Raw genomic sequence first — 21,749 nt, forward strand, 5'->3', positions numbered from 1 at the left:
TGTATGGATTCGTTATTTTTTTAGTGCCTCATCAAGAATACGGTTTTGTTCGATTTTATGCGATACGCCATCACCTTCGGATGGACTTGCACGATGAATACGTCCAACATAAGAAACATTTTTACCATTTGCCACTTCACGAATATAGGACTGTGCAAATGACCATGACCCCATGTTTTTCGGTTCTTCTTGTACCCAAACAAGGTCCTTTGCATTTGGGTAGCGAGCAATAATATCGCTTACTTTATCAGATGGGAATGGATACAGTTGCTCGACACGAACGATATGCAAGTGATCGAAGTCTGTACCATCTTTTACGCGCTCGGCAAGATCTATTGCCATTTTACCACTTGCGAATAGGATTTTTTCGACTTTATCTGTTTTCTTTCCTGTGCCAGGTTGTTCAAGTACTGTTTGGAAATGACCTTCTGCCAAGTCGTTTACGTCTGCACCTACAAGTGGGTGACGTAGAAGTGACTTCGGTGACACGATGACAAGTGGACGCATCGACTTATCACCAAGCATTTTCGCCTGTCTGCGAAGAATGTGGAAATAGTTTGCAGCACTTGAAAGATTAGCAACTGTCCAGTTATTTTCTGCACATAGTTGTAGGTAACGTTCAATTCTTGCACTCGAGTGCTCAGGTCCTTGTCCTTCATATGCGTGTGGTAATAGCATCACAAGTCCAGACTGTTGCCCCCATTTTGAGTAGCTTGCAGAGACAAACTGGTCAAACATTACTTGCGCCATGTTTGAGAAATCTCCGTATTGTGCTTCCCAAATCGACAATGCTTTTGGGTCTTCTAGGTTATAACCGAATTCATAACCAACAATACCTGCTTCTGTTAGTGGGCTGTTATAGGCAACGAAAGATGCTTTTGAGCCACTAATATGGTGTAACGGTACGAGTTCTTCGCCTGTCTTCTCGTCATGTAGGACAAGGTGACGATGTGCAAAAGTTCCACGCTGTACGTCCTGTCCCGTTAAACGGATTGGATTTCCATCTTGAAGGATTGTACCGAAGGCTAGCGTTTCCGCATGTGCCCAATCGATTTTCCCTTTGCCGTTGAATGGATCTTCACGGCGCTTCAAGATGCGTGACAGCTTGCCGAAAACATTAAAGCTTTCTGGATATGCAAGTAATTCTTCATTGATTTGGCGAAGGTTTGCTTCTTCCGAACCTGTTTCAAGATCTCTTGGATAACCGGCAAGTACTTCAGCAGGTGTTGCGTTGGAAACTGCCTCTGCTTGTGCAGATTGCTCTTTCACCTTGTCATAAGCAGCTTGCATCGTTGCAAATACAGTTGTATCCAGTGTCGTGACATCTTCTTCTGATAATACATTTGCAGTTGCGAGCTCCGCTCCATATAATTCACGCACAGTTGGATGTTCGTGGATTGTATGATACATAAGTGGGTTCGTTACAAGCGGTTCATCCATTTCATTATGACCATAACGGCGATAGCCAAGTAGGTCAATCAAAATGTCCTTGCCAAACTTTTGACGATACTCATACGCGAATGAAGCAGCCGCAATGACAGACTCAGGGCTATCTGCATTGACATGGAGTACAGGTACTTCGTAGCCCTTTGCGGGGTCAGAAGAGTAGTGCGTCGACCTTGAATCGTAATATTCTGTCGTAAAGCCAATCATATTGTTAGCGATGACATGGATAGAACCACCTGTCTTAAATCCACGTACACGGCTGTAGTTAAATGATTCAGGAACAATTCCTTGTCCTGGGAATGCGGCATCTCCGTGAATAAGAACTGCATAGGCAGCATTTGTATCTTGTTCAGGAACACCAGGTTTATCCGTGACTTCTTGTGCAGCTCTTGTTTGCCCTGTAATAACTGGATTAACAACTTCTAAGTGAGACGGGTTATATGCAAGGAAACGTTGCATACCTGTTTCACCTTTATACAATGCGCCCATATGATACTTTACATCGCCAAACCAACCGCGTGTCGTTTCAAGTGAACCGTCTGTTGGCAGGAAGGGATCTTCTGGAACGCCTGCAAACTGCGCAAACATCATTTCATAAGGTTTATTCAAAATATGTGTGAGGACGTTTAGACGACCACGGTGAGCCATCCCAATCAATACTTTTTTCATGTTTTCTTCTTCTGAACGGCGAACGAGTTCATCTAGGAAGACAACAAGCGTGTCTAAACCTTCGATAGAAAAACGCTTCGCTCCGACGAATGTACGATGGATAAACTTCTCGAACCCTTCAATTTTTGTCAGTCTTTCAAGCAGTGCTTTTTTATCATCTGCTGAAAGTTTAACAGATACTTCGCCATTCTCGATTTTCGATTGAATCCAGTTTCGTTCTGCTTCATCAATTACGTGGTCAAACTCATACGCAATTTTCCCTGTATACAACGTTTTCAAATAGTTGACTGCATCGAGTCCATGCTCTACGCTAGCCGGAACATTTTTGAAGAAAAGGGACGCAGGCATTGCTACCAAATCGCTTTCCGTCAATCCATAGTAGGAAGGTTCCAGACGTGTTGCATCTTTTGGACGATCGTTAAGCGGATAAATATCAGCTGCAAGATGTCCGTATGTACGGATAGCAGCCTGGAGCTGATAAGCAGCTAATACTTTACCAAAATCAGCTGGTGCAACTGTTTCGCTTGTTTGTGCTTGTTTTTCTACTGCTACTTCCGGAGCACCATAACGGCTGAATAGTTCAGCGAGCTCGGCGTCGACCGATTCAGGTGACGTTTTGAACAGTTCATACATTTCCATCACATACCCAAGGTTTGGACCCGAAAAAGCTGCATACGGGGAACGATGAGAGCCAACATTGTTCGACATGTAAAATAACCTCCACATTTGCCATTCGGCATTTTGTGTTATAATTTTTATCCTTATTAATATTACCATGCAAACTCTTTAACTTAAAGGTTTTAATACTATGTGTTCAATTTTCATGTTACTAAAAATACGTACAAATTCCAGTCAGTTGAAAGTTTTGCTTGCATGCATAATATTTTGTGCCCTGAACTACATTACAACTGATTTTTATTGATTGCAACCCATACAATCATAATTTTTTAAATAGTGCCTTGTCTATTCCAGCGAATTTCGGTATGACATAATCATTTTCACCATCTCTTCAGGTGTTTTTGAGCGTGGTGTTTTTTTCATATTCGCTAATAATTGAGCCTGATCTTGCATCAATGCAGCAAATGCTTCAGATATAGGTTGTCGATTGATGTCTTCTTCCTGTAATACATGTGCCAACCCAAGCGATTGAAAATGGGATGCATTCAAAATCTGATCTCCCCTACTTTTAGCAGCTGACAACGGGATGAGTAGCATGGGCTTATGCACCGCCAACAATTCAAAAATCGCATTTGACCCCGCTCTCGACACAGCAAAATCTGCCGCCGCGAGAAGATGTGGTAAGCCTTCCGTCACATATTCAAATTGGGTATAGCCAAGTGTACTTTCCAGCATTTCATCGATATTTCCTTTTCCACAAAGGTGAATCAGGTCGTAAGCTTGTAAAATCGTCGATAAATCAGCGCGAATGGCTTCGTTAAGTACGGCAGAGCCTTGACTCCCCCCCATCACTAGCAGAACAGGTTTATTGCCTGACAAACCGGCAATACGTAACCCTTCTTCTCGAATGCCATTAAAGAGCTCAGGTCGAATAATTGCACCTGAACAAGTAGCCTTTCCTTCTGGCACATAGTTCAACGTTTTTTCAAACACGGTGAATATATGCTTGGAAAATGGCAAGGCCAGTTTATTGGCAAGCCCTGGTGTGACGTCCGATTCATGGACAACAACAGGGATTTTCGCCATTTTCGCCGCTAAGACGACAGGGACCGAAACGAATCCACCCTTTGAAAAAATGATTTCAGGTTTAAGCTTTCGAATGATTGTATAGGCTTGGAGAACACCAGCTCCCACTTTAAATGGATCAGTAAAATTCTTCATAGAAAAATAACGACGCAATTTGCCACTTTGGATTGCATGATAGACGACCTCAGGATGACCATCCTCTATCAATTCTTTTTCAATGCCATCATGTGAGCCTATGTAATGGATCTCATATCCTTTTTCACTAAATACCGGGATAAGTGCTTCGTTCACAGATACGTGTCCTGCCGTTCCGCCTCCCGTTAATACAATAATCGGCCGTTTCATGGCCATCACCTCTACTATTCTTAAAAATAATTACGCATGTTGTCCGTACTTCATAGTCATTATAGCAAATGAACCGTGGTACAATAGTATTTAATTGTAGAATAAAGGATGATTTATTTGGAAAACACACTTTCACTAAGAAAAAAGCCCTTCAGATTGGCTACCATTGTGATGCCAATCCTCATTACCCAAGTCGCACTTTATATGATGACATTCTTTGATATTCTTATGACTGGGCGCTACGATACATACCATCTCGCAGGTGTCACGATCGGTTCTTCCTTTTGGGTCCCTGTCTATACAGGCCTATCGGGCATTCTGATGGGGCTTACGCCAATCATTGCGCAGCATATAGGCGCACGCCAACGTGACGAAGTACGCCCTTCCGTACAGCAAGGCCTTTACGTTTCGGTTGCACTCGCTGCTGTCGTCTTTGCCATCATTCTATTCGCCGTCAGGCCAATATTAGAAGTGATGCCGCTTGAGAAGGAAGTGCGTGTGGTCGCGGCTGAGTATTTGACTGGGATGAGCCTCGGTCTATTGCCATTGTTCGCCTACACTGTCATGCGGTCGTTTTTTGATGGGCTCGGTTCGACACGGGTGTCAATGTTCATTATTCTTTTATCTGCCCCCATTAATATCGTCCTCAATTATCTACTTATTTATGGACGTTTCGGTTTTCCAGAGCTTGGTGGGGCTGGAGCGGGGTATGCATCGGGCTTTACATATTGGATTGTCTTTTTCATCGCTTGTTTCGTAGCGTGGAAACGTAAACCTTTTGATACCTTCAATATCTTTCAAAAATGGGGAAAAATCTCCTTCAGAAGATGGAAAGAGATTTTGTTTATTGGTGTACCTATAGGTATTTCAATTTTTGTCGAAACGAGCATTTTTTCGGCTGTCACGTTGTTTATGAGTAACTATTCGACAGCAGTCATTTCAGCTCACCAAATTGCGCTAAACTTTACATCGTTGCTGTACATGATTCCGCTGAGCATTTCAATGGGCGCAACGATTCTTGTTGGCCAAGCCGTCGGGGCTGGTCAGATGCGTGATGCCAAACATTATAGTTATCTTGGGGTCGGGCTTGCCGTATTGTTCAGCTTCCTATCGATTACTATATTACTGTTGTTTAGAGAACCAATTGCTTCACTCTATACAACTGATATACAGATTATTGGATTGGCCATTCAGTTCTTTGTTTTTGCTGCGTTGTTCCAGTTATCGGATGCGATTCAAGCGCCTGTTCAAGGGGCGTTAAGGGGATATAAGGATGTCAATATGACGTTTGTCATGGCGATTGTATCGTATTGGGTGCTCGGTTTGCCGATTGGTTATTTGATGGCAACTTATACTGATTTAGGACCGTACGGTTACTGGATTGGTCTGATTGCCGGTCTGACAGTCGGAGCAATTACTCTAACCGTACGACTAATCTATATCCAAAAGAAAAAATTTAGTTAACCATCCCCCCGGTGATGAAGACTTTTAACATCGCGGGGGTTTTCACGTTGTCAATTTAGTATTCCGCTCCGCATCATCTTCACCTTCACTTTTACCTTAATCGGCAGTTGCGAAAATGTATCTCCCCAATCGCCTTGTTCCCATAGCTTGGGGTGAAATGCGCGTACTGGTTGTCCGAACCCCACTGCATCACTTTTAGCTTCTTGTAGTTTTTTAACCACTTCTGTAAAATTTTTTGTTAGTTCCTTGGATAGAAAATCTTCAACTTCCTTTTTGGTTTTCTTTTTGTTCAAGCTGTCGTGTGGAAATTCCTCTACGGAAACCTTCAATTGATAGGATGCATCTATTTGATTGTCTGAAATTTTCCAGTCTTTTTTTATCGTCATGATATTGATTGACAAGGGGCTTTCTTTTGCGCCTTCTTTCCATAAGAAATCAAGGCGTGCATACTTGCCCTTTTTCTTTTGGAGTAGCATTAATAGTGCCGATTCCTTTCGATCCAAAACTTCCCCTGTAAACTCCCTTTTAGCATTAAATAATGCGCTACCTGCGATTTCTGGTATACCACTTTCTTTTCCCATTTTAATATAAGGAAGAGCGAGGTCTATATCTTCGGCAAAAAGAATCGTACACACTTGTTGAAGATTGACTTCGGGAACTAATGTATATATGCCAGCTGTATCGATTAGTTGTGTATAAAAAGTTGAAATATCTTCCCCTTGGCCTGCAATTGGTTCGAAATAGGGAGCCAGTTCTCCTTCGACAATTGCCATATGCGCGCTAAGTCGATTGCGAGGGTCACGGTATAGCACATCGAGATAGGGATAGATGTCATTTTTAGCGGCATCATCTGCGATTAGTAGTACTTGAAGTTCGGCCACATCCAGCCCTTGAGAGGTATTTGTACTATTTTTTGCCCCTCGTGTACTAATCCCTTTGCCTGTTACAGTCGAATAACTGATAGAACCATCTTCAAAAACTGGAAAAGCAAATTGTGCCTCGTAATTTCCTGGTGTGCCTTCTATCCCCGCAAGCGAAACATTGGTTACTTCCCTATATTGCTTTTCATCCCAGCAGCCACTTAACAGCAAGACACAGATGAGTAGGATAAAACTCTTTGCCCTCATTTCTTTTTCCTCCTATTCAGCAAAATGACGACAGTTGGCACAACCAGTATGAAGAACAGATGGAAATAGATAAGTGAACCTTGAATCATATCTACACGCTCTTTTGACAGCAGCAAAAGTGGGAATACCATCAGTAAGATATGCAGAATAATTGTATTTCTTTTTCGGTGACCTTTTGCATGAAGCTGATGGACATAAATCGCTGAAAAGGCGAAAAGAGCAATCGTGATAATACTCCACATCATCCAAAAATAAATAAAAAATAAATCAAGTCTCTCCACAAATGATACCGATTGCGTTTTCAAAATATACATAATCGGTTCTGGAATCCTTTCTAGTTCAACTAAAGGATAATAGGCGAGCGTAAACAGAACCGAACTGAAAAAAAAGAACATCCAGATCGACTGGTAGATAAAGAGTGGGAGTCCTTTTATTTTTTGTTGTTGGTCAACATACATCCTGAAAAACAAGAATAGCTCAATGCCGATAAACGTAAACTGTGAAGTGAGTAAGCCCTTCATCAACTCTGAACGATCTAAAGTGCCTATGGGGAACAAATTTGTCCATACATAGTTCGGCCATGCGAGTAGCAAAATAACGTAAAATAACAGGATTAGTGGGACAAGGATCACACTTAAATTGATGACGGTTTCAGCACGGCTCAAGTTTGCGTAAAGAGATACTCCTACCATGATTGAAATGACAATAATCTGAGGTGTATCAGGAAATGCCCAAACCGCAAGTGTATAGTCAATATAAGAAATGAAAGAAACCAAAATCAGAATCCAATAACCTATATAAAGCCAAGACACTATTGGGCCGGGTTTAAAGTATTCATAATTTTTTTCATAGGCAAGCAACAGCACATAATGGAAGATGCCTACTCCGACAAACACAAGCCAAGCATCATGCCCTGTTGCATTGATAAATGGGGTTTGGAAAGAAAGAGAAACCGTACCCGTTTGCGCAATGAATAAAAATAAAAAAAATTGATTTCTTGATAATTTAAATGTCAACGTTCCCCACCTTCTTTATCTGCACCATGGGTAAACGTTTTTTGTTGCTTGCTCATACGGACAAACGGGATCCTAAAGAACACATCTTTGAATCTTGATGGGTCAAAAGGAACAATCGGCGTAAAATAGGGCTGTTTCAATGATGACAGATTCAAAAGATGGATAAAAAGAATGAGTGTTCCAATCGCCATACCAAAAAAACCGAATAATGCAGCCGCAATCATAAACGGAAAACGAATGAGGCGAATACTCATATTCATCTCCCAAGAAGGAACGACAAAACTTGAAATGGCTGTCATCGCTACGACAATGACCATAAAATTGGATACAAGACCTGCATCGACAATGGCATTTCCGATAACGAGACCCCCAACAATCCCTATGGTTTGCCCAATGGGCGTCGGAAGCCGAATAGCAGATTCCCGTATCAATTCGATAAATAATTCCAAAATAAGTGCTTCAAATATCGGGCGATACGGTATATCATTCACTGCCATCATGACCTGCTTCCCTAGTTCAACCGGTATGATTTCCGAATGGAAACTAACAACAGCAATATAAAATGCAGGCAAAAAAATAGCCGCAATAAAACTAATGAGACGGAGAAGTCGATAAAATGAACCGACGAGAACACGTCCATTATAATCATCCGGTGATTCATAAAAAGAAAAAAAGTTGACCGGTGCAATGAGTGCTGTTGGAGAACTGTTAGAAAAAACCGCAATTTTACCTTCTAGTAAATTTGCGACGACACGATCAGGACGTTCCGTATTCAAAAATTGTGGAAATGGCGACCAAACCGAGTCCTCTAAATAATCTTCAATTGGCCCTGTCCCCCACACTTTATCTAAACCGATATTTTCCAATCTCTTTTTCATTTCATTAACAACTTCTTCGTCCGCGATTGACTCAATATAGACGTAACTCACACGTGTATTTGTATCGCTTCCAAGATGAATGGATTTGACAACAAGGTCCGGAATAGCCAGATGCTTTCGCACAAGACCTATGTTCATATCCAGTGCTTCAACAAAGCCCTCATGTTGGCCGCGGATAACATGCTCATTGTCCGGTTCAGTGATACTGCGCACAGGTATTTTTGGAATTGTTATTTTTAATAATAAATTTGTATAAGGAAACACAACAGCCACAGAACCTGTCACAACGCTGTCAATCAATGTCGGAACAGAAAAGGCATGAACAGTCGATGCGGCTGTATCTCCCCATTTTACTAGACCTTCACTTGCTCGATTGCGAATGAGTTCAAGCTCTTTGTTAACTAACGCCGCCTCGTTCATCACAGAAAAGTAACAGATAACTGCCGGATTGTCTTGCCACTCTATTTCTTCAACAACCAGATCTACTGAATTATGAAATGTTTTTTTTATGTATAAAATTAGGCCGTCAACCGACTTCACATCATCCATACCATTCACCTCTCGTGAAGAGTATGCGTTGTACGGGAACGTTTTAAACGTTTTCTCATCGTTGATAACCGTTGCAAATAAATGTACGCACATCATATTCCTTTTCATCAAACCCATTCGTAGCCATTTGCGACATACAAAAAAAGCTGCCCCTCCACTGGATTATTGCCAGCGGAAAAGACAGCCCTTCACTATTTCTTACTTTTGAATAAACTGCTGTGTCCAATAGTTACCGTTTTGGTCATAGCCAATACCGATATGCGTATAGCCAGGTGTTAAAATATTTTCTCTATGCCCTGGTGATGCCATCCAGCCTTTTACAACTTCTTCGGCTGTACGTTGACCCATTGCAATATTTTCAGCCGCTGCTTTGTAAGTCACGCCATTTGCTTTCATTTGATCGAATGGTGAGCCGTATGTCGGACTCGTATGTGAAAAGTAATTTTTTGAAGCCATATCTGCTGATTTTTGACGTGCAGACTTCATCAAATTAGCATCCGTTTGCAGTGGTTTAAGACCTGCTTTTTGTCTTTCAGCATTCGTTAAGTCAAGAACCGCTTTTTCAATTGCTGAAATAGAAGCATCTTGCGGTGTTTCAACAGGCTTTTCTACCGGTGTTTCCGGTGTTGGCTTCGGTGCCGGTGTTGGCGTAGAAGGTTTTTCTACGGGTTTATCCGTTTCCGGTGCTGGCGTAGAAGGCTTTTCCACAGGCTGGTCTGGTGCCGGTGTTGGAGCCTCTGTATGCTGTCCATAATACTTTTTCCAGTAGCTATGGTAGTGGTGCGTCTTGTTGGAGTGCTGACCTCCCCAAACATAACACTTAACGGCTTGTGCTTGTTGCACCTGCACATTATTCGTTGAATATGAAGCTTCTACACTATTGTTGTTCGGCAGTAAGAGCGCCGAACCGAGCATGAGTACTGCAATCGATTTTTTCATCTCATTACTCCTCCCTTCGCAATCTATCATAACGTGTGGGAGATTCAGAATAACGGTGATTCCTTCCAGTGTATCCAGTTCTATGATAAATGCCTGTTTAATAGACATCATCTACTTATAGAATGGGTATATTTGGTCAACTCTCTTTATATTTCATCCAAAAAGGGGTTGACGCTATCATAATTAATGGATTCAAGTCCCTCCCCAATGATGACCAAGCGGGGCTCCATTTTGACATATTCAGGTAGCCAATTGACCATGCCATATGCATATTGAAATAAAAAAGGATTCTTCGAACCTGTGATTGGGACATAACCTTTCATTCTATAAACGGTGTCTGGTAATGTTTTCACCCATTCTTCAAACGTTTCCTGATCTACACTTTTGGTGAATGTTATAAGCTTTGAAGAAAGCGGTAGCCCTTTTCCGGAAATAATCGGTTGTTGCTCCTCTTTTTTCGGTGCACTCAACACTTTTTCGATGAACGAAAACGCGACCTTTGCACCAGTTGTTTGAATAATAGGCGCTGTGCTATTGAAGTGAGAAAGCTCCATCGTTACGGTTGCTAGCTCTTCCTCTGTCAATAAATCCGCTTTATTTGCCAATAAAACATGAGCATGGCGAATTTGTTCCATAAATAATGCACGAATTTGCGGTGACAGCTTGTCACGTTCAAGCCATCGTCTAGAATCGGCCACTGTAACGATTCCTTTAATCTTCAGTCGGTCGGCGAATAACGGCGAATAGACAGCGTCAAGCGCTTCCACAGGATGCGCTGCGCCCGTTGTTTCAATTAAAATGACATCTATCTCATCATTCTCTTCCAGCAGTCCTTGAAGCTGTGCCTCTGTCTTCTCAGCCCCCGTACAACAAATACAGCCTTCTAGAAGCTCTTTGAGTGGTATGTCTCCTTCTCCTTCGACGGCATTTGAGTCAAATGGTAGTGCCCCAAATTCATTCATCAAGACAGCTGGTTTTTTCCCTTGCTCTTTTAATTGTTCAATTGTGTGTAGTAACAACGAGGTTTTCCCACTGCCAAGAAACCCGCTGAATAAATAAACATCTATCATGTGTAAGCCCTCCGATTCTTAACAATGAAAAAGCGCCCATCCGGATTATAGGACTGGACGCTTTTCTGTTAGTTTGCTATTTTTTCAAGCAAGACTTCTTTTGCTTTTAGTAGTTGTGGATCTTCATCTTGGATTTTCGTCCGTAATTTGTTCATCAAACCTAACGTTGTATCTCCAATAAGAATACCCGTCGGCTCGAGTGCTAAATCTTGTTGTAGCTTTTTAACAGCTTGTGCTGTTTGCTTATCGAACGCACCATCGATTTCACCAGGATTGTAGCCAACCGCTTCAAGCATTTCTTCTGCAGATTTAATAGCAGGTGTGAGCATACCTTCCTTCATCTCCGTAGCTGGGTCGAGGAATGGTAGCATCGCATACGATGGATACGGTACAGGGATATCAGGTTCAATCCCTTTCTTATGAATCCAATTGCCGTTCGGCGTAAGCCACTTCGCAGTAGTTAGCTTCAAATTAGAGCCGTCCGGAAGATCCATCGGTGTTTGGACAGTTCCTTTACCAAATGTCTTTACACCAACAAGCGGAATACCCGCAGACTCTTTTAATGCTCCTGCCAGTATTTCAGATGCTGACGCACTGCCATCATCAATGACAAGCGCTACAGGAACAGTGACTTTTCGATTGCCTTCAGCTGTATATACTTCAGGTTTTTGACCTTTTACTTCATATTGGAATAGATTTTTCCCATTCTCTACGAAAAGATCTGAAATTTGCATTGCCTTGTCCAATCTCCCACCAGGGTTTTGTCGCACATCGACGATTAAGCCTTTCATACCTTGGGCTTCCATCTCATCTAAAGCAAGTAGTAGCTCATCATACGTCCCATCTGAAAAACTTGTAATATGGATATGGGCAATGTCACCTTCTAGCATCTCTGTATAAACAGTCTCGACAGGAATAACATCCCGCACAATTTTCATATCAACAGGTTCAGTTGCTTCCCCACGTTTAATGGATAACGTAACCGTTGTGCCCTTTTCCCCGCGAATAAGTAACACTGCTTCTGATGAAGAAAGACCTTGGATACTTTCACCATCTACCGCAACGATTAAATCATTCGCTAAGATGCCCGCTTTCTCCGCTGGAGAGTTCTTAATAGGAGAAACGACTTTAATGAAGCCATTCTGTTCTTGAATTTCGGCACCAATCCCTTCAAAACTCGAAGCAATGCTGTCGTTCAATTGACGCGCCTCACTTTGATTCAAATAATCTGTATAGGGATCACCAAGTGCATCGATCATGCCATTAATCGCACCATCAATGATTGCTGTTTCATCAATATCTTCATAGTAATTTGCTTTCATTTCATCATACGCATCGTACAGCTTTTTAAATTCCTTACGGTCTATTGCTGTTTTTTGTGGATTGACTACTTCCACCACTTTATCTTCGCCCGTTGTTAACACAAAGAACGTTATGGCAGCTGTAACTAAGACGAGACCAAATACAAGCATAACGAAGGAGAACGGTTTTAAATTAATCGACCGTTTTGCCGGTGGTTGATGTCCCGATCCGTTCCCTTGCTCAAGGTCGGTGTTTTCTTTTTCTTCCATCTTATTTCCCACTTTCCACTCTCCTATATTCGCCGGAGGCTTTATCTTTGTTCAGCGGGCATTTGAATACCCGCTGAACAGTAAAAAAATCGTATTCATCCTAACACCTATAAAGGTGGGAGTCTTCCGCTGAATAAAGATAAGAGTTCGTTCAGAAAAGGACCGCTATATATTGCGGGCGGTCCATCGTCTATTACGATTATTCTTGAATTGCTGCTTCAAGCGCTACTTCAATCATTTCGTTAAATGTTGTTTGGCGCTCTTCTGATGATGTTGCTTCCCCTGTTAGGATATGATCGCTAACAGTGAGAATCGCTAGTGCTTGACGACCAAATTTCGCTGCAAGCGTGTACAGTGCGGCTGCTTCCATTTCAACTGCCAGCACACCATATTGTGCCCATTTTTCATGCTGTGCATGTTCGTTATAGAAGACATCTTCAGTAAAGACATTCCCAACTTTTAAATTGAGGCCTTTTTTCACTCCAGCATTGTAGGCTTTCAATAGTAGGTCAAAATTAGCAGTTGGCGCATAGCTAACACCGTCAAAAATAAGCTCATTCATTTTTGAATTGGTAGAAGCACTTTGTGCAATAATGACATCACGTACGTGAACGTCATTCTGAATGGCACCGCAAGTCCCAACACGAATCAGTTTTTGCACATCGTATTCCTGCATCAATTCTGTCACATAAATCGAGATGGATGGGACACCCATACCTGTGCCTTGTACGGAAATACGCTTGCCTTTGTAAGTACCTGTATAGCCAAACATGTTACGAACTTCGTTGTACTGTGTGACATCTTCTAAAAATGTTTCGGCAATATATTTTGCACGGAGAGGATCTCCCGGTAGCAAAATCGTATCGGCTATGTCACCTTTTTTTGCATTGATATGTATACTCATATCGGATAGCCTCGCTTTCAAATAATCTTTTTCCATCATACATTCAAACAAACCATTATGCAATGAAGACGCGGATCTCTCGTTAACGGAAACGCTCCTCATACAGCTTGTACAACTCATCAAAAATGACAGATGGCATTTCTGGTTCTGCTTTTTCCTCTATATATCGTGATAGCGGATCAAAGTCTTTCTCCTCTTTCGGAAAACTGGAATCATTGAACATACTTTCCGCAAAAGTCGATAGCAAATCATCTTTTATTCCGCCTCGAAATGACAAGACAAAACGGTAAAAGGATCTATCCATGTACTTATCTCCCATCCTTACAATTTGCTACTGAACTGGCCGTATCCTTCTTCTTCAAGACGATCAGCGGGAATGAAACGAAGGGCGGCAGAATTGATGCAGTAGCGCAGTCCATTTTCACCAGGTCCATCTGGAAATACATGTCCAAGATGTGAGTCTGCTGCTTTACTACGTACTTCCGTTCTTCGCATACCATGACTCGTATCAAAGTGCTCTGTCACTTCTTCTGTATCGAGTGGTTGGGTGAAACTTGGCCACCCACAGCCCGCATTGAATTTATCCGCCGAGCTAAATAAAGGTTTTCCAGAGACAATATCTACATAAATACCTTTTTCAAAATGATTGTCGTACACATTTTGGAAAGGGGGCTCTGTACCGTTTTCCTGTGTGACGTAATATTGCATATCCGTCAACGTCTTTTTCAAATCCTCTTTCATGCTTCGTCACCCCAATTATCAGATTTAAACTGTTCACGACCTGAACCAACTGCATAACGATTGTAATGTGTAGGATTTTTCATATAGTAGTTTTGATGCCCTTCTTCTGCTGCGAAAAATGGCTTACTTGGCAGAATGTCTGTCGCAATGGGCTTATTGAATTTATCTGAAGCTTCTAGCTCTGACTTAGATTGCTCGGCCATTTGCTGTTGCTCAACATTATGGTAGTAAATTGCGGTCTGATAAGATTCGCCACGGTCAAAAAACTGTCCACCTGTATCCGTTGGATCAATCTGACGCCAAAAAATGTCTAGCAATTGACGATAGGAAATCACTTCATCGTCAAAAGTAATTTCCACGGCTTCTCGATGTCCCGTCGTGTTTGTACAAACAAGCTCATAGGACGGATGTTCAACATCACCACCCGTATAACCGGAAAGCACAGAAAGAACGCCCTCATAACGATCAAACGGTTTTACCATGCACCAAAAACAACCACCTGCAAAAGTCGCTAAAGATTTCGCCATCGTCCTGTCTCCTTTACTCTTTCGGAATAATGATTTCCAAAATAATTTCATTCTCCTCCAAATTGAAGGTCTTCGCTCGTACTTGTAAATCATCTGAAATAGCGATTTTCGAAAGGTCGATGAACAACTCTTCCTCCTTTGGACGGACAATCATCCAAGGTGGGAGCTTTACAGAATCTCTCAAGATTTTCAAAACGGTAGAGGGTGGAATATTCAATTGTCCTACTTCCATAGACGATTGTTTTAAGATTAAGTTTCCATCTTCTCGTACAATGGGATCAAAGTGCATAATGACAGGAAGTGTATAAGAAAATACCGTCATTTCGGAAAAAAGCGTGACATCTTTGCCAACTTCCATTTTTACAGGCAGGGGCTCGCCTTTCATCGCTTTTTTTATATACGTATTTGCAATGCCTTCAAAATCTTCCTTCGTCGCCTCAACCTCCAAGACATAGTCAGAGCCATCCAACACTTTTGCATCAGGCAAAGGCTCTGACGAAGCAGGGGAGCCGATTAAAAAAATGAGGTATGCAACTGCAGCTACAATTAGTCCCGCAAGGGCGAAAAAGCTTAATTTCCATCGATTCATGCGTCTTCATCTCCTACATATCCAATTTCCCGTCCGATAGTTGTAGCAAATTACATTCCCCAATTTTTTCAAGGAAACGATCCGCCATTGATTCATAACCTTTCGCGTTCGGATGAAAGAAATCGGTGTGGTACACCATATTCGCATTCGAATCGAACAAATCGGCTACAGGAACGAAGCATGACTTGCCATCTAGCACCGAACGAACTTCGATGGCCTCATTCCAATCAGTAATAATGTCTTCAAATTCATTGACTTCATCAGACACAATCGAAAATGGATTATACAAGCCTGCTACGACAATAATCGCATCACCATTTAGCGCTCGAATTGTACTGAACACCTCATCGAGCCGATTTTCAAATTTCCCAAGTTCAATGTAAAAAGCCTCTTTTTTCATATTAAAAATGTCTTTCTTCACGACCTTCATGACATCATTACCACCGATTGTCAGCAAGATGACATCTGCCTTTTTAACTGCTGCCTGAATGGAGGAATCTTCAAGCTGATCGAGTAGCTGGTCACTTCTTCGCCCACGCTTCGCCAAATTCCTCGCATCAACGTCAACGACGCCCTTCCATTCAATCATTTCTTCAGAAACTCGACCAAAATAACCGCCTTTTTTCTGCTCATCTCCAACCCCTTGCGTCAGTGAATCACCAAGACCAACTACTTGGAGCCTTTTGGGAATAAAGTAGCCTGGAACATCCCATTCCGAAAACGCGATGTCTTCACGTTTTGCCAACGAATCTGTCGTTTTCGTGAACGGCGCACTACAGCCCGTTACGAACAGTGAGAAGGTGATCATCAACATGAAAAATCTTCTCATACGAATAGTTCCCCTTTTCTCTAGTCAAATACGTCTGCCACAAAATACATGTCGGGTATCAGTCTGTATAGTACATGAAGCCAATTGCCCCTTCACCTGTGTGCGTACTAATAATCGGCGTAGTAAATGTCAAGTTGACATTTTGAATACCTGTCTCTTCAATCAGCTTCTTCAAAGGCTCTCCCATTGCGAGCCCATTAGCATGGGAAATTCCTACGCCACGAACAATTTTCCCAGCAGTTTCTTCCTTGAACGCCTTGAATAGTTGCGATACAACTTGTTTATGGCTTCTTGCTTTACCGATTGGTGTATACACGCCATCCTGTAACGTCGCAATCGGTTTAATGTTCAACAAGGAACCTAGCATTGCTTTCCCTTTGCCGATTCGTCCGCCTTTTACTAAGTTGTCTAGCACGTCTACGACGACGAACAATGACGTTTTTTTACGTACAACTTGTAAGCGTTCAACAATTTCTTCAACGGTCTTTCCTTGCCTAGCCATTTCTAAAGCTTCTACAACTTGGAACGTCAATGCCTGCGAAATATACATCGAATCGATTACTGTTACCTTTGAATCTGTCATATCTGCTGCTGTTTGGGCAGACTTTACTGTTCCGCTCATGCCGCCTGTCATATGTATCGAAATAATTTCGCTGCCATCTGCACCAAGTTTGTCGTATAACTCTTTAAAAACGCCGGCTGCTGGTTGCGAACTTTTAGGTAGTTGGGCTGAATGTCTCATTTTCTCTATAAATGTGTTAGGTTGTATATCCACGCCATCAATATACGTTTCTCCATCTATTTGGATAGTTAATGGAACGACATGAAGACCATATTTTTCACACTCTTCCTTCTGCAAATCAACTGTTGAATCTGTAACTATATGAATCTTTTTCATCATTTGTGCTCCTCTCTCGTAGTGGACACTCCTATTTAAATTCAGGAGGTCTCTAGCATTGATTGCTGCATTCGATTTACAAAAAATCGCCAAAGAGAATTGTCGTTCCTTATTCCTTATGTGCAGACAGTCACATCTTATGCCAATAAAGTTGCATCGTTTAACAAACCAAATGCCTGTATGTAAGAACATGTTTATATTGCTTAGAGTGAAAGCAATGCTTGCCGAATCTGTTCTTCCGCAAGATCTACTAGTTGCGGCCTTTTCAAGTCCTTTACCGTCTCCGCACCAATGGGTGGTAAGATAACCACTTGCACATGTGCAGGACGAATCTTGTTATTGTTCTTTTCCATAATTGCGGACGTCCCATGAATAGCAATAGGGACAATCGGCACACCTGCATCCTGTGCGATTTTTGCAAAACCAGGTTTAAATGGTTGCATTCCCGCTCCTTTACTGCGTGTACCTTCCGGGAAAATAATAATCGAATGCCCTTGTTGTAATTTATCGGCAGAGTCAGATAAGACCTTCATTGCACCTCTTCGATCCATTCTATCGATAAACACACAATTCATATGCTCCATCCACTCATTAATAATTGGCAGTTTCTTTACTTCAATCTTAGAAATGAAGCCAAACGGTTTCGGTAGTGTAGAAATGAGCACGGGAATATCAAAATTGCCTTCATGGTTGCAAATAAGTAAGACAGGGCCTTTTGGTAAATGTTCGGCCCCTGTCATTGTAATTGTACTTTTTGTTCGCTTCATAATACCCGCCGCCCACTTTTTAGGTACTTCATCAACGATGGCATCTCGCTCATCAGGCGTCAGCTCGGGATTCAACTTTTTTACTTGACTAAGTTTTCGTAACGTAAATGGTAAATACCCAAATAGATAGGAAAATGTCCGAATCGTATTATACATATTAGTTTGCAGCGTTCCTTTCATAAATAAGGAATGAATAAGGAACACCCTCTTCGGTAACATGTTGTTCAGAAGTCGATACACATTGCCATTCATCTTGATATGTCGGGAAAAATGTATCGCCGTCAAATGCTCGATCAATTGCTGTAATATACAAGCGATCTGCGATATCAATTGCCAAACGGAAGATTTCTGCGCCACCAATAATCATGACCTCATCTGCATAATCTTTTGCCTTCGCTATCGCCTCTTCTAAATTGTGTACAACGACAGCCCCTTCGGCTGTATAAGCCTCATTGCGCGTTACAATGATACTGAGCCTGCCAGGTAACGGTCGGCCGATGGAGTCATAAGTTTTGCGCCCCATCACCATCGCCTTACCCATCGAGATTTTTTTAAAATAAGCAAGGTCTTCTGGTATATGCCAAGGTAATTCGTTATTTACACCAATGACCCGATTCGGATCATGTGCTACAAGTAATGAAATCATTAAAATCTTCCTTTCAAAATCCGCGACATCCGCCGGAGGCTTAACTTAAAGCTAAATCAAGTTAAACCTGCTAGAGCAGGTCGTACAAGTATTCATTTATACTGCAATTGGCGCTGAAATTCTTGGATGAGGGTCGTAATTTTCGACCTCAATATCCGCCATTTCTAAATCAAAAATGGATTTCCCTTCAATATTCAATTTCAATGATGGTAGCTTTTTAGGTTCACGTGTCAGCTGCTCATTGACTTGTTCAATATGATTGGAGTAAATATGCGCATCGCCTAGCGTATGCACAAATTCACCGACACCGAGTCCACATTCATGGGCGATTAAATGCACAAGTAATGCATACGAAGCAATGTTAAATGGCACCCCAAGGAATATATCGGCACTGCGCTGGTAGAGCTGACAAGATAATTTGCCATCTGCTACATAAAATTGGAACAGTGCGTGACACGGTGGCAATGCCATATCTTCTACTTCAGACGGATTCCAAGCCGTTACAATATGGCGTCTAGAATCAGGATTCCGTTTAATGCCGTCGATGAGATTAGCAATCTGATCAATCGAGCCCTCGCCTGTTGACCAAGAGCGCCATTGTTTACCGTAAACAGGGCCTAAATCAGCATATTTTGCTGCAAAAGCTTCATCTTCTACTACTCGTTTTTTAAATGCGTCCATTTCAACCTTGTAAATAGCTGCAAAAGCTTCGTCCGTTGCAGCACGCCGTCCAAAATCAGTCATATCTGGTCCCTGGTATTCAGGACTTGTCACCCACTGTTCAAACGCCCACTCATCCCAAATTGGATTACGATCTTCAATCAGCGTTTTGACATTCGTATCGCCCTTCAAAAACCATAGCAATTCAGACGTGATTAATCGGAACGCTGTCTTTTTCGTTGTCATGAGTGGAAACCCTTCGTTTAAATCGAAGCGCATCTGATATCCAAAGACGCTAGTTGTTCCCGTTCCTGTCCGATCTTCCTTCTTCGTTCCTGTTTCCAAAACATGTTTACATAATTCTAAATACTGCTTCATTATTAAAGCCTCCTTGCACTTGATTTTAGTATAGCAAAAAAGCTGTGAAATAACATAAAAACACCACCCGAATGGTTTAAGATAACCACTTGGGCGGTGTGTTTTTGGTCCAGTATTCAATGCGGTTCGTAGTATTAGGCGCTGTGTGAGCGCGATGTTGATGTATCTCAGCTTTCATAATTAAATGTAGTGCGCGATATTCTTCTGAAGTGCACTTGGGAGTTGTTTTTATTTACCGTTTACCTTCCACTCGTACTCACCTTCAACCGCACGAACGGAATCAAGCGATAAGTACCGCCTCAAATGCGCTGATGTTCGTAGACTCATCAAACTGCACAAACTCTTTATTCAAATCCACAAACGATGTCCGAGTACTTTTTTCTTGCGCTTTTACATTTCCCCTGATGTTATCGACACCGATCACTATATGATCAAACTTAGTCCTTACAACAGCCTTTTCAGCCGCAGCATCTTCTTTTACATCTTTGTCACGATTCTGGTTAAAAGTGAAATAATTAATCGCTATCCCGAAAATCACACCGAATACTCCGGCTGCACCAATAATTAAAGCATCGATATTGATCGCCTCTTTATTTTGGGTAAAGAAAAAGAACGCCCGGATGGACGTTCTCATTCGTATCTTTTCTGTATTTTTCTAATCACTTCGAATTCCGCAATTGACTCTGATGGTAAGCCTTCAACGTGACCAACTCGGTAGTCATCAACATATATTTGTTGAGCGTGAGCATTATATTTACCCTCCACTTCCCACAAGTCCACGATAAAAGGCTCGCCTTTAAAAATTAATAACTTCTCTTTTCACCGGAATGATCACCATAACCACCTCTCATCCACCATTCGACAAGAGGGGAAGGAATCCTTCATTTTGCTTAAGACACTTAATGGTCCGGATACGACATGAAAAAAGACCGTCTATAGACGATCTCCTCTTGTTCAATTAACGCAACCGATTGCATGGTATTCTAATTTCTTAAATACATAAAATCATTTTATATCTACTAAAGTCCAACTTTTTTATTACTATTAATTATCAGGTTAACGATTAGCCATACAACTTGAATTATTACTGGTAAAGTAAATGCGATTAACAAAACTATAAATGCCGCTAATTTTGCCTCAGGTGTTTGAGTAACACCTGCGCCATCAACCTCTCTTATCCAAATGAAAATTGTACCTATTGCAAAAATGGCAAACCAAAAAATATTAGCAATCCACCAAAAGAGCCATAGCTTTTTCATACTCTTCCCTCTATTCCACTACGTCTTTATTTATTTTTATCTTACCATGCGAATGAATTCCTGTTAGTGAACCTGAGACATATTTTAAGCTAGGACTTGAGATGTATAAAACTCTGTTGTGTTCTTCACTCTCACAATAAACTACACTACAACAAAACTTCATGTTAGTTGAAGAAACATTCATTACCACAGCACCATAATCACCCAATTTAGAGGCGTTAAAAAAACACCTCATAAAGGTGCTTGGTGCTACACACAATGGTCCTTATTCGCAACAAAAAACCAACAATTAATATGTCGGCTTTTTGTTACGATTAGTCATTTCTCCTTTTCCACTCTTCCAACGACATCATTTCGAACTCTTCCTCAAAATCCAGCCTTAAAGGAGCTATTAATTCAAGTGAATTTCCATCTAGGTCTTGAAAATATATCGCTGCGTGAGCATGAGGATTATTGGGCAAAACAAGTGGCTGCTTTTCTGGTCGAAAACCAAAGTCAGTCTTTACTTGTATTCCTTTTTGTTCTAACCATTCTTTTGCAACCCCTATATCCTCTTTATCAACGTGGAAAGCAATATGTCTCAAAGATGGATGATATGGCGTGTCAACTCTATCCGTTTCCCATAACCCTAACCAGCTATGTCCTTTCTCAATCCAAAAAAATACTAATTTCTCTTTTTGATAGGCAATTTCTAAATTTAGTTTTTTATAAAATTCTATAGAAGCTTCAAGATTACTTACAGGCAAATGTGCTTCATATAAACCTTTAATCAA

The 21,749-nt window shown here is 41.5% G+C and carries 22 protein-coding genes; 1 reads left to right on the forward strand and 21 read right to left on the reverse strand.

The genetic code is table 11. The features are described from left to right. Window positions 1-12 precede the first annotated feature (12 nt). Together MKY34_RS14330 and MKY34_RS14335 are read right to left on the reverse strand one after the other, a co-directional pair. Complete coding sequence (locus tag MKY34_RS14330) at window positions 13-2,823, reverse strand: 2-oxoglutarate dehydrogenase E1 component (protein WP_342511712.1); 2,811 nt, start codon at window positions 2,821-2,823, stop codon at window positions 13-15. Window positions 2,824-3,078: 255 nt separating this feature from the next. Next, window positions 3,079-4,164: an undecaprenyldiphospho-muramoylpentapeptide beta-N-acetylglucosaminyltransferase gene (locus tag MKY34_RS14335; RefSeq protein ID WP_342511713.1), complete on the reverse strand. Its 1,086-nt coding sequence runs from the start codon at window positions 4,162-4,164 to the stop codon at window positions 3,079-3,081. 117 nt (window positions 4,165-4,281) lie between these two features. Here MKY34_RS14335 and MKY34_RS14340 point away from each other — a divergent pair, with 117 nt between their 5' ends. Further along, a complete protein-coding gene (locus MKY34_RS14340) occupies window positions 4,282-5,628 on the forward strand; it encodes an MATE family efflux transporter (protein ID WP_342511715.1) in 1,347 nt (448 codons plus the stop codon). A gap of 50 nt (window positions 5,629-5,678) precedes the next feature. Here the strand turns inward: MKY34_RS14340 and MKY34_RS14345 are convergent, their stop codons facing one another. The 19 genes from MKY34_RS14345 to MKY34_RS14435 form a co-directional block, all read right to left on the reverse strand. Then, window positions 5,679-6,755 (reverse strand): Ger(x)C family spore germination protein, encoded by a 1,077-nt coding sequence (locus tag MKY34_RS14345; RefSeq protein ID WP_342511717.1) that lies wholly within the window; start codon window positions 6,753-6,755, stop codon window positions 5,679-5,681. After that, complete coding sequence (locus MKY34_RS14350) at window positions 6,752-7,771, reverse strand: GerAB/ArcD/ProY family transporter (RefSeq protein ID WP_342511719.1); 1,020 nt, start codon at window positions 7,769-7,771, stop codon at window positions 6,752-6,754. Before MKY34_RS14350 ends, MKY34_RS14345 begins: the two co-directional genes overlap by 4 nt. After that, on the reverse strand, window positions 7,768-9,291 hold the full coding sequence (locus tag MKY34_RS14355; RefSeq protein ID WP_342511721.1) for a spore germination protein: 1,524 nt from the start codon (window positions 9,289-9,291) through the stop codon (window positions 7,768-7,770). Before MKY34_RS14355 ends, MKY34_RS14350 begins: the two co-directional genes overlap by 4 nt. A gap of 105 nt (window positions 9,292-9,396) precedes the next feature. Further along, window positions 9,397-10,137 carry a CAP domain-containing protein gene (locus tag MKY34_RS14360; protein WP_342511723.1) on the reverse strand — a complete coding sequence of 247 codons (741 nt, stop codon included), beginning with the start codon at window positions 10,135-10,137 and terminating at the stop codon, window positions 9,397-9,399. Between the two features lie 146 nt (window positions 10,138-10,283). Continuing rightward, window positions 10,284-11,207, reverse strand: coding sequence for a GTP-binding protein (locus tag MKY34_RS14365; protein WP_342511725.1), 924 nt, complete (start codon window positions 11,205-11,207; stop codon window positions 10,284-10,286). 68 nt (window positions 11,208-11,275) lie between these two features. Then, a complete protein-coding gene (locus MKY34_RS14370; RefSeq protein ID WP_342515269.1) occupies window positions 11,276-12,778 on the reverse strand; it encodes a S41 family peptidase in 1,503 nt (500 codons plus the stop codon). A gap of 199 nt (window positions 12,779-12,977) precedes the next feature. After that, on the reverse strand, window positions 12,978-13,682 hold the full coding sequence (gene deoD, locus MKY34_RS14375; RefSeq protein ID WP_342511727.1) for a purine-nucleoside phosphorylase: 705 nt from the start codon (window positions 13,680-13,682) through the stop codon (window positions 12,978-12,980). 82 nt (window positions 13,683-13,764) lie between these two features. Further along, the gene (locus tag MKY34_RS14380) at window positions 13,765-13,986 is read right to left on the reverse strand and encodes a YozE family protein (protein WP_342511729.1); all 222 of its coding nucleotides are present in this window, start codon (window positions 13,984-13,986) and stop codon (window positions 13,765-13,767) included. A gap of 17 nt (window positions 13,987-14,003) precedes the next feature. After that, window positions 14,004-14,423, reverse strand: coding sequence for a peptide-methionine (R)-S-oxide reductase MsrB (gene msrB, locus MKY34_RS14385; RefSeq protein ID WP_342511731.1), 420 nt, complete (start codon window positions 14,421-14,423; stop codon window positions 14,004-14,006). Further along, on the reverse strand, window positions 14,420-14,950 hold the full coding sequence (msrA, locus tag MKY34_RS14390) for a peptide-methionine (S)-S-oxide reductase MsrA (protein WP_342511733.1): 531 nt from the start codon (window positions 14,948-14,950) through the stop codon (window positions 14,420-14,422). Before msrA ends, msrB begins: the two co-directional genes overlap by 4 nt. Before the next feature lie 13 nt (window positions 14,951-14,963). Then, complete coding sequence (locus MKY34_RS14395) at window positions 14,964-15,539, reverse strand: YpmS family protein (protein WP_342511736.1); 576 nt, start codon at window positions 15,537-15,539, stop codon at window positions 14,964-14,966. A gap of 13 nt (window positions 15,540-15,552) precedes the next feature. Further along, window positions 15,553-16,368: a GDSL-type esterase/lipase family protein gene (locus MKY34_RS14400; protein WP_342511738.1), complete on the reverse strand. Its 816-nt coding sequence runs from the start codon at window positions 16,366-16,368 to the stop codon at window positions 15,553-15,555. 58 nt (window positions 16,369-16,426) lie between these two features. Then, window positions 16,427-17,266 carry a DegV family protein gene (locus tag MKY34_RS14405; protein WP_342511740.1) on the reverse strand — a complete coding sequence of 280 codons (840 nt, stop codon included), beginning with the start codon at window positions 17,264-17,266 and terminating at the stop codon, window positions 16,427-16,429. Between the two features lie 203 nt (window positions 17,267-17,469). Continuing rightward, window positions 17,470-18,189, reverse strand: coding sequence for a lysophospholipid acyltransferase family protein (locus MKY34_RS14410; RefSeq protein ID WP_342511742.1), 720 nt, complete (start codon window positions 18,187-18,189; stop codon window positions 17,470-17,472). A 1-nt stretch (window position 18,190) separates the two neighbouring features. Continuing rightward, the gene (locus MKY34_RS14415; RefSeq protein WP_342511744.1) at window positions 18,191-18,679 is read right to left on the reverse strand and encodes a dihydrofolate reductase; all 489 of its coding nucleotides are present in this window, start codon (window positions 18,677-18,679) and stop codon (window positions 18,191-18,193) included. Between the two features lie 96 nt (window positions 18,680-18,775). Continuing rightward, on the reverse strand, window positions 18,776-19,717 hold the full coding sequence (locus tag MKY34_RS14420) for a thymidylate synthase (RefSeq protein ID WP_342511745.1): 942 nt from the start codon (window positions 19,715-19,717) through the stop codon (window positions 18,776-18,778). 280 nt (window positions 19,718-19,997) lie between these two features. Further along, entirely contained in the window at window positions 19,998-20,351 is a 354-nt protein-coding gene (locus MKY34_RS14425; RefSeq protein ID WP_342511747.1) for a hypothetical protein, read from the reverse strand. A 385-nt stretch (window positions 20,352-20,736) separates the two neighbouring features. Then, window positions 20,737-20,976, reverse strand: coding sequence for a DUF3923 family protein (locus tag MKY34_RS14430; protein ID WP_342511749.1), 240 nt, complete (start codon window positions 20,974-20,976; stop codon window positions 20,737-20,739). A 314-nt stretch (window positions 20,977-21,290) separates the two neighbouring features. Continuing rightward, on the reverse strand, window positions 21,291-21,749 hold the full coding sequence (locus MKY34_RS14435; protein ID WP_342511752.1) for a VOC family protein: 459 nt from the start codon (window positions 21,747-21,749) through the stop codon (window positions 21,291-21,293).

The organism is Sporosarcina sp. FSL K6-1522, from assembly GCF_038622445.1.
Classification (GTDB): Bacteria; Bacillota; Bacilli; order Bacillales_A; family Planococcaceae; genus Sporosarcina.

Coding starts and splice junctions, on each gene's coding strand:
- MKY34_RS14355 (WP_342511721.1), bottom strand. CDS start 9,291: ATGTGCGTACATTTATTTGCAACGGTTATCAACGATGAGAAAACGTTT.
- MKY34_RS14410 (WP_342511742.1), bottom strand. CDS start 18,189: ATGTATAATACGATTCGGACATTTTCCTATCTATTTGGGTATTTACCA.
- MKY34_RS14415 (WP_342511744.1), bottom strand. CDS start 18,679: ATGATTTCATTACTTGTAGCACATGATCCGAATCGGGTCATTGGTGTA.
- MKY34_RS14395 (WP_342511736.1), bottom strand. CDS start 15,539: ATGAATCGATGGAAATTAAGCTTTTTCGCCCTTGCGGGACTAATTGTA.
- MKY34_RS14360 (WP_342511723.1), bottom strand. CDS start 10,137: ATGAAAAAATCGATTGCAGTACTCATGCTCGGTTCGGCGCTCTTACTG.
- deoD (WP_342511727.1), bottom strand. CDS start 13,682: ATGAGTATACATATCAATGCAAAAAAAGGTGACATAGCCGATACGATT.
- MKY34_RS14330 (WP_342511712.1), bottom strand. CDS start 2,823: ATGTCGAACAATGTTGGCTCTCATCGTTCCCCGTATGCAGCTTTTTCG.
- msrA (WP_342511733.1), bottom strand. CDS start 14,950: ATGGCGAAATCTTTAGCGACTTTTGCAGGTGGTTGTTTTTGGTGCATG.
- MKY34_RS14405 (WP_342511740.1), bottom strand. CDS start 17,266: ATGAAAAAGATTCATATAGTTACAGATTCAACAGTTGATTTGCAGAAG.
- MKY34_RS14425 (WP_342511747.1), bottom strand. CDS start 20,351: ATGAGAACGTCCATCCGGGCGTTCTTTTTCTTTACCCAAAATAAAGAG.
- MKY34_RS14430 (WP_342511749.1), bottom strand. CDS start 20,976: ATGAAAAAGCTATGGCTCTTTTGGTGGATTGCTAATATTTTTTGGTTT.
- MKY34_RS14370 (WP_342515269.1), bottom strand. CDS start 12,778: ATGGAAGAAAAAGAAAACACCGACCTTGAGCAAGGGAACGGATCGGGA.
- MKY34_RS14335 (WP_342511713.1), bottom strand. CDS start 4,164: ATGAAACGGCCGATTATTGTATTAACGGGAGGCGGAACGGCAGGACAC.
- MKY34_RS14380 (WP_342511729.1), bottom strand. CDS start 13,986: ATGGATAGATCCTTTTACCGTTTTGTCTTGTCATTTCGAGGCGGAATA.
- MKY34_RS14400 (WP_342511738.1), bottom strand. CDS start 16,368: ATGAGAAGATTTTTCATGTTGATGATCACCTTCTCACTGTTCGTAACG.
- MKY34_RS14345 (WP_342511717.1), bottom strand. CDS start 6,755: ATGAGGGCAAAGAGTTTTATCCTACTCATCTGTGTCTTGCTGTTAAGT.
- msrB (WP_342511731.1), bottom strand. CDS start 14,423: ATGAAAGAGGATTTGAAAAAGACGTTGACGGATATGCAATATTACGTC.
- MKY34_RS14365 (WP_342511725.1), bottom strand. CDS start 11,207: ATGATAGATGTTTATTTATTCAGCGGGTTTCTTGGCAGTGGGAAAACC.
- MKY34_RS14420 (WP_342511745.1), bottom strand. CDS start 19,717: ATGAAGCAGTATTTAGAATTATGTAAACATGTTTTGGAAACAGGAACG.